Genomic DNA, 26,464 nt, shown 5'->3' with positions numbered 1-26,464 from the left:
TAAATCATATCATACTTGACCTTTATTGACTATTAATTATTCTCATAAACTTCAGGTTTTAAAACACCCACATAAGGTAAGTTACGGTAAAAGCCCTTATAATCCAAACCATAGCCGACAACGAACTCATTTGGGACCTTAAAACCAACATAATCAGGTTCGATCCCCTTAATACGACGTTCTGGTTTATTCAACAATGTACATATTTTAACAGAAGCAACTTTCCTATGCTGGAAAAGATCTACGAGGCAACTCAATGTCCTGCCTGTATCGATAATATCCTCAATGATCAAGATATTTCTTCCTTCAACTGGGACATCTAAATCTTTGATAATTTTAATTTCGCCCGTAGACTCTGTTCCATCACCATAACTTGAAACATCCATAAAATCGATTTCTGCATATGTTTTAATTTCACGGACAATATCGGCCATAAACAAGAAGGCTCCCTTCAATACACAAATCACTAAGGGATTTTTTCCTGCATAATCCTTGGTCAATTGAGATCCAATTTTTTGGGCAATATCTTTAATATCTTCCTTGCTGTAAAGGACCTCTTTAATATCATTATTCATTACCTTTAACCTCATCCCTGTCTTCTTCGCCTAAAAATTATCATGTATTGAATTTTATCATTTGATTGGCACTCTGACAAATTAGATTTCTTTATACCTGGCAACCAAATAACTCTATCTGAATTAGTCGTCAAAAGCCAAGTACTTTTCCGCTTTTCATTAGCCATTTTTTTGTCAATCATAATTTTTTTTACTTTTTGGTGTCCAATAGCTGTCTGAAGAACATCACCAGGCCGTCGATGTCTTAGTAGCAAAGGCAAATACGTCGCATCAGAAAAGAAAAAGAATTCATCTTCCGACTCTGTTGCTGGTTTATTGTGAAGAAAAACGCCTATTTTTGAACCATCAGAAAGCTCAACCCATTCATCCAGTTTTAACTTTCTTACACCTTGACTAATGGTCTGGGTGCTCTCTCCTTGCTTCAAAAAAAACTTATCGTAAAGTTTAACAAAAACAATTCCCTCCCCAAGTTCAACATAACCTTGAGGTTTATTCTTATTTTTTAACAAAGCATCAATCTGAGCTAGCTGCTGCACTGAGTAGGCTTTTTGGATTGACTGAATGATCATTTTTAAAACTATCTCCTGCCAATCCTGACTAAGCGCATTCCATTTCGAGACAGAGTAACTGTTTGCTTCCCCTTTGATTGATGACATCTTTTCTCGACCAATTCCATCAACAACAGACAATAATTGCTTAATTTGCCCTTCATATCCAGCAATATGCTGCAGAAATTTATTATTTTCCTTTTTTAATTTAGGAATTATCTGATGTCGCAACCTATTTCGAAAAACATCATCGTTTTGATTCGTATGATCTTCAAAATAATGCAACTTATGTTTAGTTGCATAATCACGGATTCTTCCTTTTGAAAATCCAAGCAAAGGCCGCGAAATTCGACCGACATCTTCAAAACACCGCTGTGCCTCGATTCCTGTTAATTGTTTTAGTTCACCACCGCGAACTAATTTCATTAGAAATGTCTCAGCCTGATCATCAGCATGATGTGCGGTCAATACGTCTGTAATATTCTCTTTTTTCATTATCTCCTTGAAAAAAGTATATCTGAAGATCCTTGCTGCCGCCTCAATCCCATTGCTCGGATGATCTTTGCTGCACCATTTCTTTAAAAAGAGTGGCAAAGCATTTTCTTGGCAGAAGTTTTGAATAAACTCAGTTTCAGCAATGCTTTGTTTTCTCAACTGATGATCAACATATGCGATAAAAATTTGCGGCTTAATTTCCGCAGGCATATTTAATAGCAAGTCAACAAGCGTCATCGAATCCACTCCCGTCGAAACAGCTACCAGAACTTTATTTCCCAATCCCAACTGCGCAAAGCTTTTGTTAAACTCTTGTCCCATGTCCATCTTCGTTCCGCCTATTCCATTAAAAAAACGATTGTCTCCTCTTGTATTCAAAGAGGCAACAATCGATCGTTCTTAATCTTTTTAGCTGCGACGACCGCCACGACCGCCACGTTTACCTTCAGTATTACGCTTTAACGAGGTCAAGCGTGCTTCACTATCCTTGAGGAAACCTGCCAATAAGGAGTCAAAATCTTTTGGCTTTGGTTCGGATTTCTTATATGTTTGACTGCGTTGATTACTATGATTGTGAGTTTTTACACCTGTTCCGCTATAATGGGAGCGCTGCTTACCGCCATCTTGATGATCATGTTCGTTCTTGCCAAAATCACGCGTGCTACTCTGCGTAGAATTTGTTGCTTTGCGAATTGAAAGACTGATCTTGCCATCATCAGCGATAGATAACACCTTAACTGTTACTTCATCACCAACACTTAGCACATCGTGAATATCCTTAACATAACTGTCAGATATTTCACTTATATGCACTAACCCATTCTTTCGCTCACCCAAATCAACGAACGCACCAAAACTTGTAATTCCAGAAACCTTACCAGTGACTTTAGCACCTACTTCAATCGACATAAAAAAGTTGCTCCTCCTTATTTTGTATACACCTCAGTATACCATGAGAGAGGGGGTATGCAACAGATATGTTAACTTCTTATTGAAGTTTCTACTTTTTATCAACACTTCCATTTGATTTATCGTTAGGAAAACTATAAATCGTCTCCCCCTTCTTCGAATAGTAATACTTCTCTCTAATCATTTTTTCAAGATAATCTTCCTCATTCAAACGCTTGACTTTGTTCTTTAAATCACTTTGTTCTTTATTGACATTGTTTAGCTTTTCCTTAGCCGTTTGCGTTTGATTACTCAAAGAATTCGCCATCAATCTAGTATTAATTATCTGATATCCAAGAATAACAGTTATGACTACGGTGACCAAAACAATGGCTGCAATCCGTCTTTTTCGGACACGTCTCACCCGCAGCTTACGTCCTTGAAGCTTCGCCTGCTGCTTACGTAATTTAAAAAAGTCGTTATTAAGAATTTTTATCTTATGCTCACCAGCCACTGTTCTCCCCCTCCAATCATATTTCTACATTACGGGCCGATTATAGCAGATGTTTAGAAACCACGTCTAACAATTTACTCATTTTTTAATTATTAAAGTTTTCTTTATAATTTTCTGCAAGAATATCGTACATTTGATCTGCTTCATCTTTTTTTGCATTTTCCTTAATTGAGTTCACTTTGATTTTTAATGTTTTGTTTCCAAAACCAATCGTTACTACATCTCCTTGAGCAACGTTGGAAGATGACTTAGCGATCTTATCATTTATTTTAATACGTCCCTTATCGGTTATTTGTTTAGCAACTGTTCTTCGTTTCACAATTCGAGAAATTTTTAAAAATTTGTCTATGCGCATTCCCTTTTACCTCATTTTCTATTAAATAATTTAAAAACCCTTCTGCCACCAGGAATGCTTGACCATTCTTGCAGAGTAAAAAGGTTTAACGTACTAGCTGAAACAACAAATGAAACACAACCAGCAACAACACCAATACATGTTTCTAAAATACTTCCCAACCGTCCTGAATAAATATGCTCTTCCAGAAATAAAGTACAGCCCAAAGTAATTAAAGTCATTATAAAAATACAAGTTATTAATTTAAGCAAAAAACGATCTGTCCCCAGTAAATGTTTTCCCATCTGAGGTAATGTTGTTTTAATCATGAAACAGCCGACCACTAAACTCAGCACAGTTGCTATACTAGCACCCTCGATTCCTAGATGCTGTACAAAGAAAGAATTACACAAAATTTTGACTGAAAGAATGACTACCAATGTCAAAAAAGTCTGCCAATATTGATCTAAACTCTGCAAAAATGCATTATACATCGTCAACAGCGTTGCAAATATAATCGTCAACATTGAGATAGCCAGTGACACACTACCCAGATCGTCTCCAAATAAAGAAATATTTATTTCAGGCATAAGAATCATCAATCCTACGCTCGCTGCACTTGAGATGCCAAGGCATACCCTAATTATCATTCTAGCTATTAGTTTAAATTGATGCAATTTATTTTGCACGAATTTTTCTGTAAGTAGCGGCAGAAGCGCCGTCGAAAAGCTTACTGAGATAACCAACCCCATCTGAATTAAAGGCTGCGCACGATCATAAATTCCTTTCAATTCTTTTGCTTTTGCTGATTGGTAACCTGAATTCTGCAATGCTTCTTTGACAGTAAATGAATCTACTAATTGTAAGAGGACCATCATTGCTGTAAATAAACAAATCGTCAAGCCCTTTGAAAACAATTGTTTGCCCATTTTCTTAAGCATATTCAATGAAAAATTTTTTCTCCCAGATAACAGTCTAAAATAAAACCCGCAGAAAAAAAGGGTCGCCGCAATTGCACCGAAAGTTGATCCCAGCATCGCCCATGATCCCATACGATAAAGTGACCAATTCATACTTACAGCTATAGCTGCAGCAGCAATAATCACAGTCACTCTGACAACTTGCTCCAGCAATTGTGACAGTGCAGTAGGCACCATATTGAAAATCCCCTGGTAATAGCCTCTGCCTACTGCCAGAATAGGCATTAATAAATACATCCACGCTACACTTTTAATCAAAACTGATAATTTTGCATCTCCCATAGCACGACCAATCCACGAAGCGCCGATTTGCAGGAACAAAAAAACAGATACTCCTAACAGTAACAGGAAGAAAAAAACTTCTCTGGCAATTTCATCTTTTGCTTGTTTTTTTTCTTCTTGAGCTATAATTTTTGAGATGTACATCGGAAAACCAGTGAGTGCAAATGTCATTCCTATCCCATATATCGGATAAATTTGCTGATAAATATAGAACCCTGTATTCCCCACTAAATTTTCAAAGGGTATTCGATAAAATGCGCTCAATATTTTAGCAATCAAGGAAGCAACTGTCAAAACAGCTGTTCCTTTCATCATCTTATTGACTTGCTTGTTCATCATTTTACTTTACCTTCATTGCTTTTTCAGTTTTCGAAGAAACGGTTTGTGCTAATAGTTGAACTATTTTTTGAAGCGAATCTAATACGTTTGTCATATTATCTGTTGGCTGGATTACAAACACCACTTGCATCTCACCGGATTCAGCACTGATTGTTGCTTGCAGACGCGTTTTTGAAATAGCCTGCAGCAAGTTTTTGGCATTAATATAACGCACTGCAATCTTAGAAAAAGTCATAATCACTTTATTTTTATTTTGCGTAATCGTTTGAATCAATGACTGATCAGCATTCATTTTCAATAATCCAACTTGTAGCAAGTTGGACACTTCTTTTGGATAATCCCCGAATCGATCAATTAAATCTGTCTGAACTTCTTGATATTGTTCCAGACTGGCAAAATTTCTGATTCGTTTGTACATCTCAATTTTTTGACGCTGATCGTCAATGTAACTATCAGGAAGATATGCTTCTAACTCAAAATTGATTTCACAGTCTTCTCTTGGCTTTCCCGTTTTGCCTTGTTTTTTAGAAACCGCGTCTTTCAGCATCTGTGTATATAAATCGTAACCAACAGAATCAATAAATCCATGCTGTTGCTTTCCAAGCAGATTTCCCGCTCCTCTGATAGACAGATCACGCATTGCTATTTTGAATCCTGATCCTAATTCTGTAAAATCCTTAATAGCTTCAAGTCTTTTTTCACTGATTTCTGTTAAAACTTTGTTTTGCTGGTACATGAAGTAGGCATATGCCACACGATTACTTCGACCTACTCGTCCTCTTAATTGATACAACTGAGCCAGCCCCATATGATCCGCATCTTCAACGATAAGGGTATTAACATTAGGGATATCTACGCCTGTTTCAATGATAGTCGTTGTGACTAAAACGTCGTACTCCCTAGCAATGAAATCAAACAAAACTCTCTCAAGCTGAACTTCCGTCATCTGCCCATGAATGTAACCAATCCGTGCATCGGGCATCATTGCCTTTAATTCACTAACGGTTTTTTCAATATCAGCAACACGATTATGCAAATAAAATACTTGTCCTCCACGCTTCATCTCTCGCTCGACAGCATCAACTATCACACCGTAATTCTGTTCTATAACATACGTTTGGATCGGGTATCTATTCATCGGAGCCGTTTCAATCACAGATAGATCCCGTACTCCTAACATCGACATATTCAGAGTTCGTGGAATCGGTGTCGCTGTTAATGTTAAAACATCTACCAGCGCCTTCAATTTTTTCAGTCGCTCCTTGTGTTTAACGCCAAAGCGCTGTTCTTCATCAATTATCAATAGACCCAAATCAGCAAATTTAACATCTTGAGACAAAAGGCGATGAGTCCCTACGACGATATCTGCAACTCCGGTTTTAAGATCATTTAATGTATCTTTGATTTGCTCTTTTGATCTAAAACGCGACAAAATTCCTACATTTACAGGAAAGCCTTCGAAGCGGCTCAACATTGTATCATAATGTTGTTGCGCAAGAACAGTTGTTGGGGCTAAAAAGGCTACTTGTTTTCCATCTTGTACCGCCTTGAAAGCTGCACGTAAAGCTACTTCTGTTTTTCCATAACCAACATCTCCGATTAATAAACGATCCATGGGTTGCTTTTGTTCCATATCATGTTTTATTTCAGCTGAACTGCGTAATTGATCAGGTGTCTCTGCATATGGAAATGCATCTTCAAATTCCGACTGGTAATCATTATCTTTTGAAAAAGCATACCCGTTCATTTCTTTGCGTTGCGCATATAATTCAACTAGATCATCAGCAATATCTTCAATTTTAGAAGCAACACTTTTTTTAGTCTTCCCCCATTCACTTCCGCCTAACTTGTTGATATGGGGTGTTTTTGACTCTGAGGAAACATACTTCTGAATACGATCAATTTGAGAAACTGGAATAAAGAGTTTAGCATCATCACGATATTTAATCGTTAAATAATCTTGATGCTTTCCAGATACCAGCATCGTTTTCATTCCCATAAAGCGACCGATACCATGATTTATATGCACAACATAATCGCCCTTTTTAAGTTCGGTATAGCTCTTTAACCGCTCAGTATTGTCCATTGTCTGATGTCTAACATGCCGTTTAACTATTTTTTTAAACAATTCGTGTTCCGTAAGTACAACCAAATGTCCTTCTGGTATTTCAAAGCCACCTGCCAAATCTCCTTGGACAATTTGGACTTCTGAAGCCTGAAGTGCATTTGATGCGGTCATAATAGCAGAAATTTTGAAATCATTTAGTGTTTTCAGTACCTTAGAAAGGCGCTCCTTTTCAGAGATAGCAATTACAACAGTCTGTTTTTTCTGGGACCAGCGAGCCATTTCTGCTTTTAGGAGCGGCATTTGTCCAAAGAACTGCTGTGTCGCTCGAACTGTCAGATCAAGCTTTTGCTTGAATCTAAGGCCACCCATTCCTTTTTGAAAAAGTGTCATAAAAATACTGTTATGCTTGTCATCTCTAATGAGTGGATGAAGATCAAGTGTCCATTTTTCTTTTGAAAAAGCTGTTCTTTTTTTCAGCAGTTCAATTGTCCAATTATCCTCTTCATCTTCTAAATTTTTTTGTGTTTCAAGTAAATGCTGATAGTCATCGACAACTAGTAGACCATCCTCACTTAAATAATCAAGCAATGTATTTTTTCGAGTGAATAACAGATCACTATGCACTAATTCAGCAGGTGTAACTTGATTGGCTTTCAAATCAGCAGCCACTTGCTCATAATGTTCTGTCAGTAGCTTTTGTTGTGCAGCATCCTGAAGCCTATGCAATTCTTTTTTATATACCTTTGTAATCCTATTCAACGCATCTGCAGCCATTTTACTCGACATAACCAAATCTTTTGCCGGTAAAATAAGGACTTGTGAAATATTTCGAATACTACGTTGGTCCGCAATATTAAATTCTCTAATTGAATCAACCTCATCATCAAAGAGATCAATTCTAACTGGATTAGAACAATTCAGAGGAAAAATATCAATAATCGATCCGCGAATAGCAAAGTCTCCTGGCTTATCGACTAATTTTTGCCGCTGATATCCCATCACCGACAATTTTTCTGGCAGACTCTCTAATTCAACTTTATCACCTGATTCAAAAATCATTTGAGAGCTGGCCCAGACTTCCGCCGGAGGTAAAATTCGTCTTAATCCTGCAGAAGATGTCACAATTATTTGCGGATTTTCACCATTACATAGCGCATTTAAAGCTTGAACCCTTGAGCTTTTAAATTCCGGTGAACTGACAGCTGTTTGCGCAGCAGCAGCCTCCTCAACTGGAAACAGAAAAATCTGCTGTGCACCAATTAGCTCGCTCAAATCAGTTTCAAGTTGTTCAGCGTGATGCAGTGTATCTGTTACAATCAACATTGTTTTTTGTTTTTTTTCAAACAATCCTGCCAGAAAGACTGTCTTTGAAGAAGACAACAAGCCCGTCACCAAATGACGGGCACCTTTAGCCGGGTCGATGTCTGCAATCCACTCTTCTACTGCTGGAATGCTTAACATCAAATCTTCCAATTTCATTTTTTGTTTAAGCTCCTTATTTTATAAACCTTACTTATGGTTATACTTATTCATGGTTTTCATAAAATCAGCATCGGTAAGCCAGCTATCTAACGCTGAAGTTGCACGTTGAATTCCTTCTTCCAATGACTTTTCCTGTTGTGCAGAAAACTTAGAAAGTACCCAATCCACTACACTTTGTTTCTGGGGATGGTCTATCCCAATTCGAATTCGTTTGAAATTTTGAGTGTTCAAATGAGCAATGATACTCTTAATTCCATTGTGTCCACCAGCTGATCCCTTCTGACGTAATCTTAATTGCCCAACTGGCAGATCCATATCGTCATGAATAACAATAAAATCCGCAATATCTATTCCAAAATAATCAAGCAGTGGTCCAACACTCCGTCCAGATTCATTCATATAAGTTGTTGGTTTGGCTAACAAAATTTTTTCACCATTAAAAAATAGCTCTGCAATCATTGCTTCACACTTTGTTTTGTTGAAGACAACATTGTTCTCCTCTGCAAACTTATCCACTGTCATAAACCCTACATTGTGTTTTGTATTTTCATACTTTTTACCAATATTTCCCAGACCTACAATTAATTTCATTCCTTACTCCTCCAAAAAACATTTCTTAACAATTTGTGAAAAAATCAATGTAAGCACATTCAAATAAATACAAATCAAAGTGTTGCCTACAAAATAAAAAACGCACAAAATTGGGTAAAACGCCTAACGTTTACCCTAAAAGTTGAAGCAATCGGTTTTATAACAGTATAGCATATTTTCATTTAAAGACCGGAAAAATTGTTTGAAAACTGCTACACATTTTTCTGAAAAACGTGGTATACTAACACTGTGTTAACAAGTTCACTATGAAAGGATGAATTACTGTGTCAAAAACACGAAATCATCAAAAAGTTATTTTAGTCGGCGATGGTGCCGTTGGATCTAGTTATGCTTATGCAATGGCTCTCCAAGGTGTTGCTGAAGAGTTCGGAATCGTTGATGTTGTGAAGGAACGTACAGAGGGGGATGCTTTAGATTTAGCTGATGCAACTGCATTGTCTTATCCAAAGAGAATCTACTCAGCTGAATATTCAGATTGCAAGGATGCGGACTTAGTTGTTATTACAGCTGGTGCTCCTCAAAAACCTGGTGAAACACGTCTTGATTTAGTCAACAAAAATCTTAAAATTTTGTCAAGTATTGTTAAACCAGTTGTAGAATCTGGCTTCGATGGTATCTTCCTCGTAGCTGCTAACCCTGTTGATATTTTAACATATGCAACATGGAAATTCTCAGGTTTCCCAAAAGACAGAGTTATCGGTTCTGGTACATCATTAGATACTTCACGTCTGCGTGTCGGACTTGGTGAACTGATGGGCGTCCGCGATCCTCGTTCGGTCCATGCTTATATCATGGGTGAACATGGTGATTCAGAATTTGCTGCATACTCTGCTGCAACTGTTGGTGGACTTCCTGTTTTGGACTGGGCTAAAGAAAACAATGTTTCTAAAGATCAGTTGGACAAACTCGAAGATGATGTGCGTAACAAAGCTTACACTATCATCAGCAAGAAAGGTGCAACTTTCTATGGTGTTGCAACTGCCTTAGCTCGTATCTCTAAAGCTATCCTTCGTGATGAAGATGCTGTTTTACCAGTTTCTGCATACATGGAAGGTCAGTACGGCTTAAATGATATCTACATCGGTACACCTGCTGTCGTTAATGGTAAAGGACTCGAAAGAATTCTTGAAGTACCTTTGAACGACGAAGAAAGCAAGAAGATGTCAGATTCAGCATCAACTTTGAAAAAAGTTCTTAATGATGGCTTGAAAAACCTTGAAAAAAAAGCTTAATTGATTTATCCGAGTGCAAAAAAGGCTGAGACATTTATGTCTCAGCCTTTTTTGTAGCCAGGCCTTTCTAGTATTTAATTGTAATTAAAAGATAATTAATTAAGTTTGTTTTTTATTATTATACTTCTTTTTTTATGATAAGATATATGAGAGCATTTTAATTAAATGGAGGATGCCATATTGTTATTCAAAACACTTATCAAACAAAAAAAAGATTTAACTACCGTACGTGAAGACGTTACATTAGAACAAGCACTAGATATTCTTGAAAAGTCAGGTTATCGTTGTGTCCCTATTTTAGATAAAACGGGGCAAATTTTTAGAGGAAACATCTATAAAATGCACATTTATAGGCACAAGTCTCGTGGTGGAGATATGTCCTTACCAGTTACCTACTTGTTGAAAAACGCAACTAAATTTATTACATTGGATTCTGCATTTTTTAATGTTTTCTTCTCTATCAAGGATCTTCCTTATATTACAGTATTAGATGAACATAACTTTTTCTATGGAATTCTTACTCATTCGAGTTTATTAAACATGCTTTCACAATCATGGAATGTTGAGATTGGAAGTTATGTTCTGACAGTAGTTTCATCTGGAGATCGTGGAGACCTTGTTGAAATGGCTAAAATAATAACTAAGTATACTTCTATCGCAAGCTGCATCACTCTTGATGTAGAGGCATCAGAGTTAGTTAGAAGAAGTTTATTTACACTTCCAGCTGGCGTGAACGAACAAAAACTTGAGAAAATAGTTGCCAATCTGGAACGCAAAAATTTCAGAGTACCTGAAATCGAAAATTTAAAGGCTTAATTCTATATGAAATGTCCTTCAATTTGAAGTATCACTGAAGAAATTCAAAAAAGACGAGACTGATTTTTTAATCCAGTTCCGTCTTTTTTGAATCTTTCATTTATGTATGCTGGCCAGCCCTAAGCTGACTTTTAGTGCATGATTAATTTCATCCATTCCTTGCTCATCGATATGTGTTACCTTATCTCTCAATCTCTGCTTATCAATCGTTCGTACCTGCTCAAGCAAAACGACAGAATCCTTCTCAATCCCAATTTTAGAAGCCAGTAGCCCCACATGTGTTGGCATTTTAGGTTTTTGAATCTTGGCTGTGATTGCTGCTACAATCACAGTCGGACTATACCGATTCCCAATATTATTCTGAATAATCAAAACAGGCCTCATTCCCCCCTGCTCTGATCCCACAACTGGTGATAAATCGGCATAGAATATATCTCCTCGTTTAACATCTTCAGTTGTCATATAAAACCTCTATCTTTTCTTTTCAAACTCTGTTTCACACTCACAACCCACAAGTTCATCACATATTTTTTTATTCAACGGTCCCATTTCTTTATATCCCGTAATCAATGCATCTAAAACCTGGTGATGCTTTTCAACGTACTCAGCAACCACTTTATCTTTTTCCAGCTCATGACGATCGATTGCATAGAAGTCACAGTAAAGAGCTATGCGTTCATTATTATCTACGATTAAATCATCCATTACATCTTCAAAATGATAAGTCATCTTCGGCAGCCTCCACAAGCTTATGCTAATAATATATGATAGCACACCCTTTTATAAAAGAGTATACTTAAATGTATTTTCGCTGAACTCTTTCCGAAATTCCGCATAAAATTTCATAACTAATTGTTTTTGCATACTTAGCTACATCTAAAGCCGTAATTTTCTCTTCCTGATTTTCACCAATAAGTGTAACTTCTGTCCCAACTTTAACTGAATAAGGAACTCTTACCATTATCTGATCCATGCACACTCTTCCCACAATTTCACAATATTGTCCATCAATAAGAATTTTAAAGCCTTGCATACATCTTGGCCAGCCATCCGCGTAGCCGATTGGAATAGTTGCTATCCATTCATTCATTTCAGCTGTGTATGTTTTCCCATAGCCGACAGAGTCACCCTTGCCAATCTGTTTTATAGCGGCAACTTCACTTGTCAATGATAAGGCTGCTTTGAATGTCTGGGGCAGCTCAAGTGCCTCACCTGAAGGATTCAACCCGTACATTGTAATCCCAAAGCGTACGACATTGCCGCTGCACTCACGGTGCCATAGAGCCGCCGCTGAATTAGCAACATGTACATAACGAGGCTTTTTTTTCACAACAGACATTAAATCATTAAAAGTCGTTATTTGTTTTTTATAGTATTCTTCGTCAGCCGAGTCGGCAGTTGCAAAATGCGTAAAGATACCTTCAAAATTAAATTTATTTCGATTGTTGTTGATAAAAGTAATTGCTTCGTTTAAGTCCTCTTTATTTCTAAATCCAATTCGGCCCATACCTGTGTCTAGTGCTAAATGTATACGCAATTTCTGATCAGTATCTTTCAGATAAGTTAAGGCACCCTGAAGATAGCCTAAATCCCCAACTGCAACTGAAATTTTATTTTCTGCCAAAAGACAGGCCTGATTCGTAGGAGTAACACCTAGGACGAGGATAGTTTCATCTAGTCCGGCTGCACGCAATGCCAAAGCTTCATCAACAATTGCAACACAAAAACCAGCAGCTCCAGCTCTCTCAGCAACCTTAGCAATCGGAATAATTCCATGACCATATGCATTTGCTTTTACAACCGCAAAAAGTTTCTGTTCTTGCGACATTCTTTTTCGTTCAGCTACGATATTATTTTCAATTGCTTTAAGATTAATAATAGCTTGTGTATTACGATGATTTCCCTCAACCATTATCAGCATCTTCTCTCATGTCTGGTTTGTTTTTATATTCCAAAATTACTTCTGTCATTACTAAGTCTGCCGTATGCGATATTGAGATATGACTGATTAAATCATTAACAGGTTGCATCGTTAACTGCGGTTTTCCTGTTTTTTCATCATTCAATATCTCAATTTCATGAAAGCTAGCATGCTTTCCAATCCCTGTTCCCAAAGCCTTGCCGTATGACTCCTTAGCCGAAAAACGTCCTGCTAGAAATTCTTTTTTTCGTCGATAGCTTAATTGGGCAAATTTTCTCCGCTCATTAGGGGTCAATACCATATCAATAAAACTAGTATGCGCCTTCCAGGCTTTTTCAATCCTAGCTATATCAGTAATATCGATTCCTATTCCATAAATCACAATTAAGCCTCCGTATATTTTTATCGAAAATCAAGCATTCAACTATAAGGTGCTATCTCTTGTCACAGATACACTTGTCATTTTACCATATTTTAAATCATTAAAAAAGAAGCTGAATCTACACACTTCAACTTCTTCTTTGTTATTTAATTGCTGATAACTTAGCCAAAATAATGTCTAATTCTACGCTACCAGATAATTAACTCGTCCATTTTACTAAACCCGTTATTTAATCTTTTTTGGAACGAATAGTATACTTACGCTTGCTTTTTTGACGACGATTGAATTTATCTCTATTTTTGTCTTTTTTTCCTTTATGGCTGCTATTGCTATCCTTGTGTGAATAACTTTTCTTATTGTAATGTCCTCCGCCACGATTAAAGTGTTTTGATTTTCTGCGTGGTAGTGGGCGTTCAGGAGTTATTTTCACAGGTACTTCATTGGCAGCATCCTTAGTCATTTCATTCAGAAGAGCTGCAACAAGGTCGACTGCTTCATATTCATTCATTAATTTTTCAGCTTGTTTTTCAAACATTGATGTATCAGTCTTCTTAATTAACTCCTCAATGTTATCAACTGCTGATGAAATTTGCCCGATAAAGGCTTCACGTTCTGTAGGTGGCTTAAGTGGCTCCATACGTTTCTTTGTCAACTTCTCAATTACACGCAAGTAATCCATTTCATTTGGTGTAACAAAAGTTACTGACACGCCATGATGCCCTGCACGCCCCGTACGTCCAATACGATGCACATAACTTTCAGGATCTTGAGGTATATCATAGTTATACACATGCGTAACACCCGATATATCCAATCCACGAGCAGCCACATCTGTTGCGACTAAAATGTCAAGTTTACCTGCTTTAAACTGCTTCAAGATACTCATTCTTCTTTGCTGAGACAAATCACCATGTATTCCTTTGGCATTGTATCCACGTGCTTCTAACCCCTTAGATAGCTCATCAACACGTCGCTTCGTTCTACCGAAGACAATTGTCAGCTCTGGAGCCTGAACATCAAGGATACGCGTCATCGTATCAAATTTTTCAAAATCACGTGCACGAACATAAAATTGGTCGACCAAATCTGTCGTCAATTCTTTTGACTTAATCTTTACAATCTTAGGATCAGTCATGAATTTCTCACCAATTTTTAAAATTGCCGGTGGCATGGTTGCTGAGAAAAGTAAAGTCTGGCGTTTAGCTGGAGTTTCTCGAATGATACTCTCAATGTCTTCAACAAATCCCATATCCAACATTTCATCTGCTTCATCCAAAATAACTGTTTTAACGTTTTTCAAATCAACAGTTCGACGACGGATATGATCAAGTAAACGCCCTGGCGTTCCAACAAGAACCTGCGGAGCACGTTTTAAAGCATTGATTTGTCGACGGATGTCTGCTCCACCATAAACGACCTGAACCTTAGCTCTTTGATCTTTTCCAAGTCTGAACAGTTCCTCTTGTGTTTGAATAGCAAGCTCACGTGTAGGCGAAACAATAACCGCTTGAATTGCATTTTCTTTTGGATCAATATGCTGTAAAACCGGCAGTCCGAACGCAGCAGTCTTCCCAGTCCCTGTTTGAGCCTGCCCAATAACATCATTGCCCTTTAAAACCAACGGAATTGTCTCGGCTTGAATTGGTGTAGCTTCCTCAAAGCCGCTTCGTTTTATTGCTTTCAGTAAATTCTCTGAAAGACCTAGTTCTGTAAATTTCAAAAAAAAATTCCTCCTATATATTGTCTATAATTAACAAAAAATTATTTCCTTAACGCTTCTAAAACTTTTTCCAAATGAATACCATGACTTCCCTTAAGCATGACAATATCATCTGTAACAATGCTTTCTCTCAATGTATGGATCAATTCATCCTTGTCATTTGCTGAATACAAATGAACTCTTGCAGGTGAAAATTTATCTGTCAAACTTCTGGCCAATGCTGCAACTTTTTCCCCACATAGAAAAACTTCAGTTACCTTATCCGGATCCAAAACACTTGCAAGATCTGCATGCATTTGATTCGATAAATCTCCAAGTTCCAGCATATCTCCTAAAACAACGAATCGTTTGCCATTTGTCTTAACTCGAGAAAAAGCACGTAAAACCATTTTTGCTGCAGTGGGGTTGGAATTGTATACATCACTTAATATTCTTTCGCCTTGATCACCTTGAACCCATTGCGTACGATTTTGAGTTAAATCAAAGTTTGAAAGAGCTTCGACCATTTTTTCAACCGGAATTCTGAAATGATTTCCCACACTCAAAGCTGCTAAGGCATTGCCAACATTGTAAGTTCCTAAAATATGAATCACAAAGTTATATTCTGGCCAATCCTTCACCCGAAAACTAGTACTATGTTCATCCCCTACAACATTTAACGCCTGGATATCGTTTCCTTCTTCACTTCCGAAGGAATGTGTTGCCTGCTCCAGTGTCTTCACGCGCTGCCTCAGCAATGGCTCATCACCGTTATAAATTAATATACCATCTTCTTTGAGCCCATGCGTTATCTCCATCTTGGCATCAGCTATTTTATCTCTCGTTCCAAAAAATTCGATATGTGCTTCACCGATCATTGTTATTACCGCAACGTCAGGTTCCACAAGTCGACTCAGTTTATCAAGCTCACCAAAGTGGTCCATCCCCATCTCAACGACAAGTGCCTCAGTGTTTGGTTCCATTCCTAGAATCGTCATTGGTACGCCAATGTGATTATTGAAATTGGCATGTGTTTTTTGCACATTAAACTGTGTCTTTAAAATTGCTGCGATCATATCCTTAGTTGTAGTTTTACCATTACTACCAGTTACCGCAACAACTTTGGGATTTATTTTATGAAGATAATAACCAGCTAAATCCTGCAATGCTTGCAAACAGTTTTCGACGTTCAATTTCGGGAAAACTACATTTTCATTATCTTCTGCTTTATCATGGTCATCCTGCCATAGCGTCGCTACAGCCCCATTATCGATTGCCTTCTGAATATAGTCATGTCCATCATGTTCCCCTACTAATGGAATAAATAATGCTCCTTGCTTCAACGTACGTGTATCAAATGATACGCTCGTAACAATAATCTTATCCCATTCATCTATTGACTGCACTTGTAGTGCTTTCGCAATTTCTGCTAATCGCATCTTCATGTGACTATCTTCCTTTCTTCACATCAGCGAAAAATAATAATATATTAAATTCAAATCTTCAAAATGTCTTTCCAACATTTATCACCTTATCATCTTAATCACAAATGATTTCATGATTTTCACCGATATTTAGTCCCTTGTTATTGTATCACAAAATAGCGTAATACTTTAAAACAAAATAAATACGGGACAGTGTATTATATCATGACCCCAGCAGCCAGCATACATTTTGCCGACAAGCATCACTTTATGCCATAAATATAATTCCATCCCATATCTTTTAGCATTAATAGAAAAAGAACATCAAAGACCGAAAGTATCCTCAAAAGCTTCCGGTGCGAGTATCTCAAGCTCCCATTTTCTAGTATTTAAATGGTATTTCAAATTGCCAACAATTTTGGATTTCTCAATCAGCATCGTTGGTTCATGCCACTTTAACTGATAAACAGAATCTGGTGCTGTCAAAACTGGAATAGTAGCCTCTTGACCTCTGATTTTTGAACTTCCGAAATCAAAAACAACACCATTCGCCATTAAAGTAAACATTTTCTTAGCAATTTCAGTTGGGAAGTCAATAAACTTGTAGCGCAATCTTAAAAAACTTTTCTTCTCGCGGTATACTTCGGCCAAATGACTAGTCAAACACTTAGCCAAAACTTTATAAAATTGAGTCAGATATCGGTAGTATACCTTTTTAGCACCGTTAGGCAAGGTGAGATAAACATAATTATTTTGCAGCTTATAGTAAAAAGGAGACTTCAAATGAGTATATGCATGTCCTAAATAAAGCAGTTCGGAAACTTCGACTGGAGTCAATACCTCTATATCGTATGCATTATCAAAGTCGATCCACTCCTGATTTTTGTTTTGCCTGTTAGTCAGATATTTGCGAACCTCATCAATTCCAATATACATATTAAAGCCGGAATAAATATCTATTTCTTGGTTAGCATCAACCGGACCTAAAGATAACAAATTAGTAGGCAACCTCTCGACACCCGCCATAAAATCTTTAACTGAGATGCCATATGACAAAGTAAGGTGAGAAACTCGTTCAAGATATACATACACAATATTGTCTCGCATTGATTTTTCCTCTATTCTACAAAAAATAATTACATTCTTTGCAACCTAGCAATTCTTTCAGCTGTAGGCGGATGTGTATCGAAAAGATGTGTCCAAGAGCCCTTTTTAAAAGGATTAGAAATATATAAAGAAGAGCTGCTTGAATCAGCTGATGTCATCGGTTCACTTCGTGATATTTTCTCAAGTGCATTGATCAAGCCTTGAGGGTTACGTGTTAATTCAACTCCAGAAGCATCTGCTAAGAATTCTCTATTTCGCGACAAAGCCATCTGTGCCAATGAGGCCGCAATTGGTCCCAGAATCAACATGAGAACAGACAAAACCAGTAAAATGATATTTGATCCGTTTCCGCCCTCATTATCACGTCTTCTTCCTCCGCCCCACCAAAACGAATTGAAGCCAATGTTAACAAGCATAGAGATTACGGCAACCAATGCGAGTGCTGTTGTTTGCAGCCTGATATCGTAGTTGCGTACATGTGATATCTCATGTGCTATAACACCCTCTAGTTCTTCACGGTTGAGTCTCGTCAGTAACCCTTGTGTTACAGCAACAGCTGAATGCTCCGGATCTCTACCTGTGGCGAACGCATTAGGACTATCATCATCAATAATAAAAACTCGCGGCATTGGTACTTTCCCAACAAGCGCCATATCTTCAATAATGTGCCATAATTCAGGGTAACTGTCTGCGGACTTAACTTCACGTGCATTATTCATTCCCATTACCACATCGGTCGAACGTGAGAGCATCACCATCATGTAAAAAACACCAATGACCGCCGCCATAATAACCCCAGCAATATAACTATCGAAAAAAACATATCCTAATGATGCTCCGATAGCAACTACCAACAAGAAAAAAGCAAGCATGACATAAACTGTTCGCCGTTTATTTCTTGCTATCTGTTGAAATAACATTCTTCACGCCTCCAACGGAAAAAATTTAACTAAAACGAAACCTTGGGTGCTTCTTTTTCTTCTGCAGGAACTTCAAGATAGTTAACTTTTAACATTCCATGTATTTTAGCAATTATATTTGATGGAAATGTCATCAACTTCTGATTATAACTGGCTGCGCTTGAGTTAAACAATTGACGTGAATACGCAATCTTATTTTCAGTATTGGTCAATTCTTCCATCAACTTAGTAAATTCTTGATTTGCCTTTAAATCAGGATAACTTTCAGCTAATGCAAAAATAGATTTTAATGCCCCTGTTAATTGGTTAGACACTTCCATTTTTTGCTGATGATCATCATTTGGTACCTGTGTCATTTGGTTGCGTAGTTCAACAACTTTTGCAAATGTTTCTTTTTCATGAGCCGCATAGCCTTTTGTAGTTTCAACTAAATTAGGAATCAGATCATTACGCCTTTTAAGCTGAACATCTATTTGACTCCATGACTCCTCAGTGTATACTTTAGTGGTCTGTAAACCATTATATACAGCTACATAACCCAGCCCTAAAATCACTAGTACTACTATCAGTATAATCCAAATCATTCTTTGACCTCCATCGGTAATTTTACACCTCAACTTAAGGGTAAAATCACTTCAATTTTTTAAAACATCATCAACTGTCAAACTTTTATAAAAATTGTAGGGGAAGTACCTTCCCAACAATCCATCATTGGTTTAATGATACCAAATTAGTTAGTCTTAATAAAGCCGTGGCACTCATGATTTTGAAAATATTTAAACTATTTCGATTGATGCTAAGTAAGAAAAAGGAGCCAAAGCAATAATTGCTTTGGCTCCTTTATATGCAGTACCCAACCAGAGGCTGGATAAACCGTGTATATTCCACAATATACAGTAGTAGGCACTCTAGAATACGCTAGAATATGTGTCCTGCATCGAAAAGTAAACCACTTGCCGCCGCAGCGAAATGATGAACTAGTCACCATCTGGTCTTTTCTCGACTCATCGCATAACCATAATATTACTCTCATTAAAAAGATAAAGCAACTCCAAAAATCAAATTATTTTTTTATCCATTCTGTGATGAGAAATTCCCGCATCCATAAACCCCTCTCCTACTGCTACGTAACCTAATGCAAGATAAAAAGAGCGGGCTTGATCTTGGGCACCAAGTGTCAAATAAGCAGCACCTTCTGAAACAGCATCTGCTTCAATCTTTTCCAGCACTTTTTTTGCAAATCCTTGATGTCGATAATCTTTCAAAGTTGCTACTCTTTGGATGTGCCATGCGCCATCTTTTTCGTGCAAAATCCTTGCTGTTGCAACAGCAATTTTTCCTTTATATGCTACATAATACTGAGCCGCTTGTTCATTGTCTAGCTCAAGTTCGACCGGCACTTGCTGCTCTTTTACAAAAACACTTTTCCTTATATATAGTGCATCATGGTAAACATCAGTACTTAAATCCGTTGTTGTTTTTATTCTAAGCATTTATATCGCTCCTTTTAAATATTAGCTGAGACTCGTATAATTACAGTTAGAAGTCAAAAATTCTGGCTTGCGAGGTTATAAAATGACAAAACACATGAAAAATGAACATCATAATTACACTCTTTTTCCCTTTATCTTGAAAACATTCATCTCAATTATTTTTTGTGGTTCTTTACTAGCTTTATTTTCAAACAATACCACAACTGATAATAAGGTTCACTTTACACCTGTAGTTCCTACCATCTACATCCATGGTTACGGCGGTGTCTTCAACTCTACAGAGCACATGATACAAGCTGCTGAAAAAACCGGTGCTGCTAAAAAGGTACTGATCGCCCATGTTGCTGCAGATGGAAAAGTCACGTATAGCGGTACATGGAATTTTACACAAAAAAATCCAATCATTCAAGTTCTCTTTGAAAATAATACCGCCGAAATACCAGAGGAGGCAAAATGGCTGAACACCGTGGTTGAACATCTTAAATCCGCTTACGCAATTTCAGAATTTAACCTTGTCTCACACTCAATGGGCGGCCCTGTGACACTCTACTGGGCTTTACATGAACGGACCTCCAGTTCACCTATTCTAAAAAAATTTGTTCCTATCGCCGGACCATTTGATGGTGTTATTTACATTGATGATTCTCCTAATACAAATTCGCTCGCCAGTAATGGTAAGCCTAAAATTCAAGATAATGCCTACCGTGCATACTACCAATACCGCATGCGGTTTCCTTCAGAAACACACATTCTGAATATCTATGGCAATTTAGAAGATGGGTCTAACTCTGACAGTCTGGTAACAAATGTCTCAGCAAAGTCCTTGGCTTATCTCCTAAAAAGCCATGTAGCTTCTTACCAAGAATTGATGATTAAAGGAGCAGATGCACAACACTCGCAGCTGCACAATAACGCAGAAGTTAATCGAGCTGTTATCAAATTTTTGTGGAATCGTTAATCGTTTGTTCTGATTTGAATTTTTTTATATTTGGACTACAATTAGGTTGTAGATAAGTTTCATAATGTGGATTTTAAAGGAAAGAGGCGATGACGATGTCAAAAAAGCTAAGTAAAGAAGAACGTAAAGCGATGGCACGTAAAGCTCTGGAGGATCGCGCAAAACAACCTAAAAAGGCTAATGGATCAGGTTTTGCAAAACTCGATGCCGATGCTAAGGGTTTACGCAACTAATTTAGATTGTTGCATATTTGGCAGCTCACAGAGTTTCGACCGATTTTTTTATCTGCTAGAATTAAAATAAAGCAATCAGAGTTCAAAACTGATTGCTTTATTTTTTGTTTCTTATATCCAATGCCTTAACTATCTTTACTTTACTTTGCGTTGCGAGTTTGTTAGCAAAAACATTTTTAAAAGCCGTTAAATTGGTTGAATTTGCTAAAATATCAAAATAAACAATCTCGAAGCATCCATTGAATTCTATCCGTCCAAGCGACTCACTGAAAATTTCAGCGACCATGCGAGGATTATTTCCGAACGCTCCACACCCAAAAGCCCCAAGAATCAGTATACGGTCTCCCACTGCTTTAAATTGACGTAAAATCTGCAAAATTTTTTTTGCAAAGTCGTTGCGAATTTTACGCTGATCAATAACAAGCTGAGCCCTTTTCATCGCTGTAACATTAGGGGCTGCAATACTTAATATATCAACATAATTCTCACCTTCTAAAAAATTTTTCTCAGTTTCATCGCGCAGTACTTTAATGTGACTTGCAAAAATCATTTTGGCACTGTAGTAATACTGATGTGAAGAGCGTTTATTTTCTAAATAATAGCTGCTGCGATACTTAAGCAGTTCCGGATATAGAAAACTATTTCGACAAATTGTCTGTTCTTGTGCATTTATACCCTCTAAAAATCTTCCCCCTGGAATTGTTGGACTTGCAAAATTTAAAACACCGACCTTCTGACCATTGCCGGCAACCAATTTTATCCTATGCAAAATATCTTCATCAAGTACTTCAACTTCAGTTCCCATATCACCAAAAGACTGAGTTTCCTTTAATGGCTCCTCAATCAATTCTGATTTTTGATTGATTTTTCCCATTTCGATCTGATACAAATTCATAGTATGATGCCCAATTTCTTGCAACACTTTTTTCTGTGTATTATCCAAGTTAAAATGCCTACTTCCCTCAGCAAATGCTTTTGCCTGATTTCTAGGAAAAACGAATTTCATCCAAGCAACACTTTTACTGCATAAAAAATTTATTTTCATTTTAATCTTAGCAAGTTCACATACTCTTGTATACCTTTTTCAGCGTAATAAGATTGCAACTTCAAGGTGCGGTAATAATAATAAGTTTAAATTCTTTTATAATAAAAAAGAAACCTCGCAAGAAATAACTTGATTGCGCGGCTTCTTAAGTAATTTGTTTAATTAGCTTATTATTAAATTAAAACCAAATTTTTGTTTTTTTTCAGTTTGTTAAATATTCAAAATCCAGAGAAAAATTAGAAAGACGAAAAACAAAAGATACATAATCGGATGAACTTCCTTGCCCTTTTTAGCAGCAATCATTGTAATAGGGTATGCAATAATACCTAGTGCTAATCCATCAGAGATACTATATGTTAAAGGCATTCCTAATAAAATTAAGAAAGAAGGAATTGCAATCTCCATTTTTTCCCACTCAATATACTTCATGCTCTGTGCCATCAAAACACCAACAATTATCAGTGCTGGTGCCGTTACCTGAGTAGTTACAACAGACAAAAGCGGCGAGAAGAACATACCCAAAATAAACAAAAATCCAGTTGTAACGGCTGTTAATCCTGAACGTCCTCCAACAGCAATTCCTGCCGATGATTCAACATATGCTCCAACAGGTGAGGTACCCAACAGTGATCCTGCAAGCATCGCTGTTGAATCTGAAAGCAGTGCTTTACCAACACGAGGCATCTTGTTATCCTTCATAAAACCAGCTTGCTGCGCTAAACCAACTAAAGTCCCGGCAGTATCGAAAAATGTTACCAGCAAGAAAGTCAAGACGACCACGAACAACTGCATTGTGTTAATATCACCGACATGCTTCAATGCAACTAAAAAAGTTGGCTTCAAACTTGGTGCACTCGAAACAAAGGACGTTGGCAGCTTGATCATTCCTGTAATTATTCCCAAAATAGAGGTTGCAACCATTCCAATAAATATTCCACCTGGGACACGTCTTACCAATAAAATAGCTGTAATAACCAATCCAAAGACAGTTAACCATGTAGTACCTGCAAAATGCCCAAGTGAAACAATAGTTGATTTGTCGGCCACAATCACACCGCCATCTTCCAAACCAATAAAGGCGATGAAAAGCCCAATTCCAGCTGAAATTGCATATTTCAAATTAGACGGTATCGCATCGATAATCAATTCACGCAGCTTAAAAATAGTAATAATTAAAAAAATGACTGACGCAACAAAAACACCGGCTAAAGCCGTTTGCCACGGAATTTTCATACCGATACATACTGAATAAGTGAAAAAAGCATTGATCCCTAAAGCTGGTGCAGTTGCAATTGGATACTTGGCAAAAAGACCCATAAGAAAACATCCAAGTGCACTTGCCAATGCTGTTGCAGTGAAAACAGCTCCCTTGTCCATTCCAGAGGCCCCTAAAACACTTGGGTTAACAAATAGAATATATGCCATAGAAATAAAGGTTGTAAAACCAGCCAGAACTTCTCTTTGCACACTAGAACCTAATTCATCTATTCCAAAATATGATACTAACTTCTCTTTCAAAGTTATATCTCCCTTTTTACCGAACATTAAAGCTCGTATATTTGATAATTAATCCTTTATCAATATACTATATACCGTAATCAATGTAAATACTCGATCTAGTGTGTAAGAATGTTCGTGTTTGAAAAGAATTAATCTCGTGCTAAAATTGTTTCAATATACAAATTCCGTTATAATGTTTCACAAGATTACTTTAATATTATTAATGAGGTTTTTATGATGAAAAATGAAATCGGGGTACGCCGATTAGTAGAGTTTATTTGGCAAACAGGCAATCTTCATGGTGAAATTTTTAGTAGCGACAATACAGCCCTTCAAGGAGCAGCTATTCATCGACAACTTCAAAAAAATTGGGATAAAGACTGCATTGCCGAATTTGATTTGAAATTACCTATTCAAATTGGAAATCAAGAATATATAATTCATGGAAGAGCAGATGGTGTCCATCAAAAAAACAATAATTACGATAAAATTATCGAGATAAAAACATCCTCCGTTTCTTTTGATACAATATCTGATTCAAAACGCAACTTATACTGGGCGCAATTAAAGGTTTATGCAGCACTCTTAATGAGAACCTGCAAAATTGACCATGTTGAGCTTGAATTAATTTATTTTCAAACAAATACTAATAAAATTACGCATAAAAAAAGTCTGTTTACTAAGGTAGAAGCTGAGTCCTTTTTTACAAAAACGATTAATATCCTTGATAAATGGATTAAACTGAAACAAAAAATGCTTTTGAAAAGAAATAACTCCATTCACAAACTTCATTTTCCCTTTGAACAATACCGCCCACACCAACGCGAACTAGCAGCAGCGGTCTATAAAACTGTTGTTTTGCACAAACGCTTATTTGTTGAGGCACCTACTGGAACAGGAAAAACGATTTCAACACTTTTCCCTTCAATCATGGCACTTGGTCAGAATAAAACGGAACGTATTTTTTATTTGACTGCTAAAGAAAGCACACGCCAGGTTGCTGAAAAAAGTCTCTTAAAGTTGCAAAAAAACGGTCTTTATATCCACAGTATTACACTCACTGCTAAAGAAAAAATAATCTTTGAGGAAGAAAGAGACCTTAAAGATGATAAGAATCCTTATTTTATCGGTTATTATGACCGTTTAAAACCTGCGCTGATGGATATTCTTCAAAATGAAAGTGTAATAACCACAGAAATAATTAAAAAATATGCTAAAAGGCATTTAGTTGATCCTTTTGAATTTTCGCTTGATGTTAGCCTTTTTTGTGACATCATCATAAGCGACTATAACTACCTTTTTGATCCACTTGTCTATCTACAACGCTTTTTCAAAGACTCGGACAAAGATTATAGTTTTTTAATTGATGAAGCACATAATCTAGTCGCACGTTCCCGTGCCATGTACACGGCTGAGATAACTTCCGCACCGCTCAGAACTTTGCTCACCAAATTTGAGACAATTCACGCACCGGCTCCCAATAAAATTCGTACTAACCTAAAAAAACTTCAACGTCACTTTTCTAAATTGCGAGAAAGGCTGTCCGATTCTAAACAGAGCTTTTTAATTTCAGAAAACTATTATGAAAAATTTTTAAAACAACTCCAACGTTTCAATTCTGATGCTCAAATTTGGTTGAAACAAAATCCTGACCATCTTTTATTTCAAGAAATATTAGACTACTATTTTGCAATACATGCTTTCATAAAAATTAACAGTTTTTATAATAAAACTTTCAGAACAAAGATTGAAATCGATAATGAGAACACTGTTGTCAAAACATTTTGTCTAAACCCTAGTTCACTGCTTCATCAAAGTCTAAAAAAGGGCAAGAGTGCTATTCTTTTCTCAGCCACACTCTCTCCGATTAGTTATTATCAAGATGTTTTAGGTGGAAAAAAAGAATCTTTGTCATACACATTATCCTCACCTTTTAACATTGAAAATCTTGGTATTTTCACTACTCCAAAGTTGAACGTTACTTACCGTTTTCGCTCACAAAATGAGAGCAAAATAATTGCTGCCTTAAGCGCAATGGTTCATGCTAAAAGCGGTAATTATTTAGTTTTTCTTCCATCCTACAACTTTCTTAAACAAATCCATACTGCTTTTTTGTGTGCAAATCCTGCGTTTAAAACAATTTGCCAATCAACGGATATGGATGCTAAAGCCAAAAAAACATTTTTGGATAACTTCACAAAACGTCCAATTGAAAAAGTAGTTGGTTTTGCTGTTCTAGGTGGGAGTTTCGCGGAGGGAATTGATTTAAAAGGTAATTCTCTTTCCGGTGCAGCGATTATAACAGTTGGTCTGCCTGCTTTCAATGAAGAAACAGCAGAACTTGAGCACTTCTTTGATCAGACAAACAAAAACGGGTTTGAATACACATATCAGCTACCTGGTTTTAATAATGTACTTCAAGCTGGCGGTCGTGTAATTCGTGGTATGAATGATACTGGTGTAATTTTATTATTAGATCAGCGCTTTAATACTGCACGCTATACGCGTTATTTTCCAGCTCACTGGCAGCACTACCGACAGAGTTATTCAATTAAACAACTAGAAGAACAACTATCTTTTTTTTGGACTCATGTTAATCCTAATTTTTGAAGGGAGA

The 26,464-nt window shown here is 36.9% G+C and carries 25 protein-coding genes; 5 read left to right on the top strand and 20 right to left on the bottom strand.

The features are described from left to right. Window positions 1-32: 32 nt before the first annotated feature. The 8 genes from hpt to pth all read right to left on the bottom strand — a co-directional run bounded on the left by hpt (window position 33) and on the right by pth (window position 9,096). Entirely contained in the window at window positions 33-575 is a 543-nt protein-coding gene (gene hpt / locus FD20_RS06225) for a hypoxanthine phosphoribosyltransferase (protein WP_057736795.1), read from the bottom strand. 11 nt (window positions 576-586) lie between these two features. Continuing rightward, window positions 587-1,996 (bottom strand): tRNA lysidine(34) synthetase TilS, encoded by a 1,410-nt coding sequence (gene tilS, locus FD20_RS06220; protein WP_235807722.1) that lies wholly within the window; start codon window positions 1,994-1,996, stop codon window positions 587-589. A gap of 30 nt (window positions 1,997-2,026) precedes the next feature. After that, a complete protein-coding gene (locus FD20_RS06215; protein WP_057736791.1) occupies window positions 2,027-2,527 on the bottom strand; it encodes a S1 domain-containing RNA-binding protein in 501 nt (166 codons plus the stop codon). A 91-nt stretch (window positions 2,528-2,618) separates the two neighbouring features. Continuing rightward, window positions 2,619-3,020 carry an FtsB family cell division protein gene (locus FD20_RS06210; protein WP_057736789.1) on the bottom strand — a complete coding sequence of 134 codons (402 nt, stop codon included), beginning with the start codon at window positions 3,018-3,020 and terminating at the stop codon, window positions 2,619-2,621. A gap of 85 nt (window positions 3,021-3,105) precedes the next feature. Next, window positions 3,106-3,375: an RNA-binding S4 domain-containing protein gene (locus tag FD20_RS06205; protein ID WP_057736787.1), complete on the bottom strand. Its 270-nt coding sequence runs from the start codon at window positions 3,373-3,375 to the stop codon at window positions 3,106-3,108. Between the two features lie 11 nt (window positions 3,376-3,386). Beyond that, a complete protein-coding gene (locus FD20_RS06200; RefSeq protein WP_083489060.1) occupies window positions 3,387-4,955 on the bottom strand; it encodes a putative polysaccharide biosynthesis protein in 1,569 nt (522 codons plus the stop codon). A 1-nt stretch (window position 4,956) separates the two neighbouring features. Continuing rightward, on the bottom strand, window positions 4,957-8,502 hold the full coding sequence (gene mfd / locus FD20_RS06195) for a transcription-repair coupling factor (RefSeq protein ID WP_057736785.1): 3,546 nt from the start codon (window positions 8,500-8,502) through the stop codon (window positions 4,957-4,959). A gap of 30 nt (window positions 8,503-8,532) precedes the next feature. Further along, complete coding sequence (pth, locus tag FD20_RS06190) at window positions 8,533-9,096, bottom strand: aminoacyl-tRNA hydrolase (RefSeq protein WP_057736784.1); 564 nt, start codon at window positions 9,094-9,096, stop codon at window positions 8,533-8,535. A gap of 284 nt (window positions 9,097-9,380) precedes the next feature. Between pth and FD20_RS06185 the strand changes: the two genes are divergently transcribed. Both FD20_RS06185 and cbpA read left to right on the top strand, forming a co-directional pair. Further along, a complete protein-coding gene (locus tag FD20_RS06185) occupies window positions 9,381-10,349 on the top strand; it encodes an L-lactate dehydrogenase (protein ID WP_057736782.1) in 969 nt (322 codons plus the stop codon). A gap of 180 nt (window positions 10,350-10,529) precedes the next feature. Continuing rightward, on the top strand, window positions 10,530-11,165 hold the full coding sequence (gene cbpA / locus FD20_RS06180; protein ID WP_057736780.1) for a cyclic di-AMP binding protein CbpA: 636 nt from the start codon (window positions 10,530-10,532) through the stop codon (window positions 11,163-11,165). Between the two features lie 96 nt (window positions 11,166-11,261). On the opposite strand, the gene FD20_RS06175 is transcribed toward cbpA, so the two are convergent. From FD20_RS06175 to FD20_RS06130, 10 genes are all read right to left on the bottom strand, one after another. Beyond that, the gene (locus FD20_RS06175) at window positions 11,262-11,627 is read right to left on the bottom strand and encodes a type II toxin-antitoxin system PemK/MazF family toxin (RefSeq protein ID WP_057736778.1); all 366 of its coding nucleotides are present in this window, start codon (window positions 11,625-11,627) and stop codon (window positions 11,262-11,264) included. Window positions 11,628-11,636: 9 nt separating this feature from the next. Further along, window positions 11,637-11,894 (bottom strand): hypothetical protein, encoded by a 258-nt coding sequence (locus FD20_RS06170; RefSeq protein WP_057736776.1) that lies wholly within the window; start codon window positions 11,892-11,894, stop codon window positions 11,637-11,639. Window positions 11,895-11,961: 67 nt separating this feature from the next. Continuing rightward, window positions 11,962-13,077 carry an alanine racemase gene (gene alr, locus FD20_RS06165; RefSeq protein ID WP_057736774.1) on the bottom strand — a complete coding sequence of 372 codons (1,116 nt, stop codon included), beginning with the start codon at window positions 13,075-13,077 and terminating at the stop codon, window positions 11,962-11,964. Further along, window positions 13,070-13,468 (bottom strand): holo-ACP synthase, encoded by a 399-nt coding sequence (gene acpS, locus FD20_RS06160; protein ID WP_057736772.1) that lies wholly within the window; start codon window positions 13,466-13,468, stop codon window positions 13,070-13,072. The genes alr and acpS overlap by 8 nt, the downstream gene beginning before the upstream one ends. Before the next feature lie 229 nt (window positions 13,469-13,697). After that, window positions 13,698-15,188: a degradosome RNA helicase CshA gene (gene cshA / locus FD20_RS06155; protein ID WP_057736770.1), complete on the bottom strand. Its 1,491-nt coding sequence runs from the start codon at window positions 15,186-15,188 to the stop codon at window positions 13,698-13,700. Between the two features lie 41 nt (window positions 15,189-15,229). Next, window positions 15,230-16,612, bottom strand: a complete 1,383-nt coding sequence (locus tag FD20_RS06150; protein WP_057736769.1) for a UDP-N-acetylmuramoyl-tripeptide--D-alanyl-D-alanine ligase — start codon at window positions 16,610-16,612, stop codon at window positions 15,230-15,232. Between the two features lie 303 nt (window positions 16,613-16,915). Further along, window positions 16,916-17,698, bottom strand: a complete 783-nt coding sequence (locus FD20_RS06145; RefSeq protein ID WP_057736767.1) for a hypothetical protein — start codon at window positions 17,696-17,698, stop codon at window positions 16,916-16,918. 29 nt (window positions 17,699-17,727) lie between these two features. Beyond that, a complete protein-coding gene (gene htpX, locus FD20_RS06140; protein ID WP_057736765.1) occupies window positions 17,728-18,618 on the bottom strand; it encodes a zinc metalloprotease HtpX in 891 nt (296 codons plus the stop codon). Between the two features lie 29 nt (window positions 18,619-18,647). Next, window positions 18,648-19,202 (bottom strand): LemA family protein, encoded by a 555-nt coding sequence (locus FD20_RS06135; RefSeq protein ID WP_057736763.1) that lies wholly within the window; start codon window positions 19,200-19,202, stop codon window positions 18,648-18,650. 474 nt (window positions 19,203-19,676) lie between these two features. Continuing rightward, window positions 19,677-20,111 (bottom strand): GNAT family N-acetyltransferase, encoded by a 435-nt coding sequence (locus FD20_RS06130; RefSeq protein WP_057736761.1) that lies wholly within the window; start codon window positions 20,109-20,111, stop codon window positions 19,677-19,679. Window positions 20,112-20,193: 82 nt separating this feature from the next. On the opposite strand from FD20_RS06130, the gene FD20_RS06125 reads away from it, so the two are divergent. Continuing rightward, on the top strand, window positions 20,194-21,069 hold the full coding sequence (locus FD20_RS06125; RefSeq protein WP_057736759.1) for an alpha/beta hydrolase: 876 nt from the start codon (window positions 20,194-20,196) through the stop codon (window positions 21,067-21,069). A gap of 95 nt (window positions 21,070-21,164) precedes the next feature. After that, the gene (locus tag FD20_RS13670; RefSeq protein WP_164478844.1) at window positions 21,165-21,302 is read left to right on the top strand and encodes a hypothetical protein; all 138 of its coding nucleotides are present in this window, start codon (window positions 21,165-21,167) and stop codon (window positions 21,300-21,302) included. A gap of 97 nt (window positions 21,303-21,399) precedes the next feature. Here the strand turns inward: FD20_RS13670 and FD20_RS06120 are convergent, their stop codons facing one another. Continuing rightward, window positions 21,400-22,308, bottom strand: a complete 909-nt coding sequence (locus FD20_RS06120) for a TIGR02452 family protein (protein WP_157060863.1) — start codon at window positions 22,306-22,308, stop codon at window positions 21,400-21,402. A 249-nt stretch (window positions 22,309-22,557) separates the two neighbouring features. Further along, window positions 22,558-23,865: an NCS2 family permease gene (locus tag FD20_RS06115; RefSeq protein WP_057736755.1), complete on the bottom strand. Its 1,308-nt coding sequence runs from the start codon at window positions 23,863-23,865 to the stop codon at window positions 22,558-22,560. 219 nt (window positions 23,866-24,084) lie between these two features. On the opposite strand from FD20_RS06115, the gene FD20_RS06110 reads away from it, so the two are divergent. Next, window positions 24,085-26,457, top strand: a complete 2,373-nt coding sequence (locus FD20_RS06110; RefSeq protein ID WP_057736753.1) for a helicase C-terminal domain-containing protein — start codon at window positions 24,085-24,087, stop codon at window positions 26,455-26,457. Window positions 26,458-26,464: the final 7 nt, after the last annotated feature.

The sequence above is a fragment of the Liquorilactobacillus uvarum DSM 19971 genome (genome assembly GCF_001434935.1).
GTDB classification, from domain to species: Bacteria; Bacillota; Bacilli; order Lactobacillales; family Lactobacillaceae; genus Liquorilactobacillus; species Liquorilactobacillus uvarum.
The sequence above is the reverse complement of the archived record's forward strand: the minus strand, read 5'-3'. Positions and strand labels throughout refer to the sequence as shown.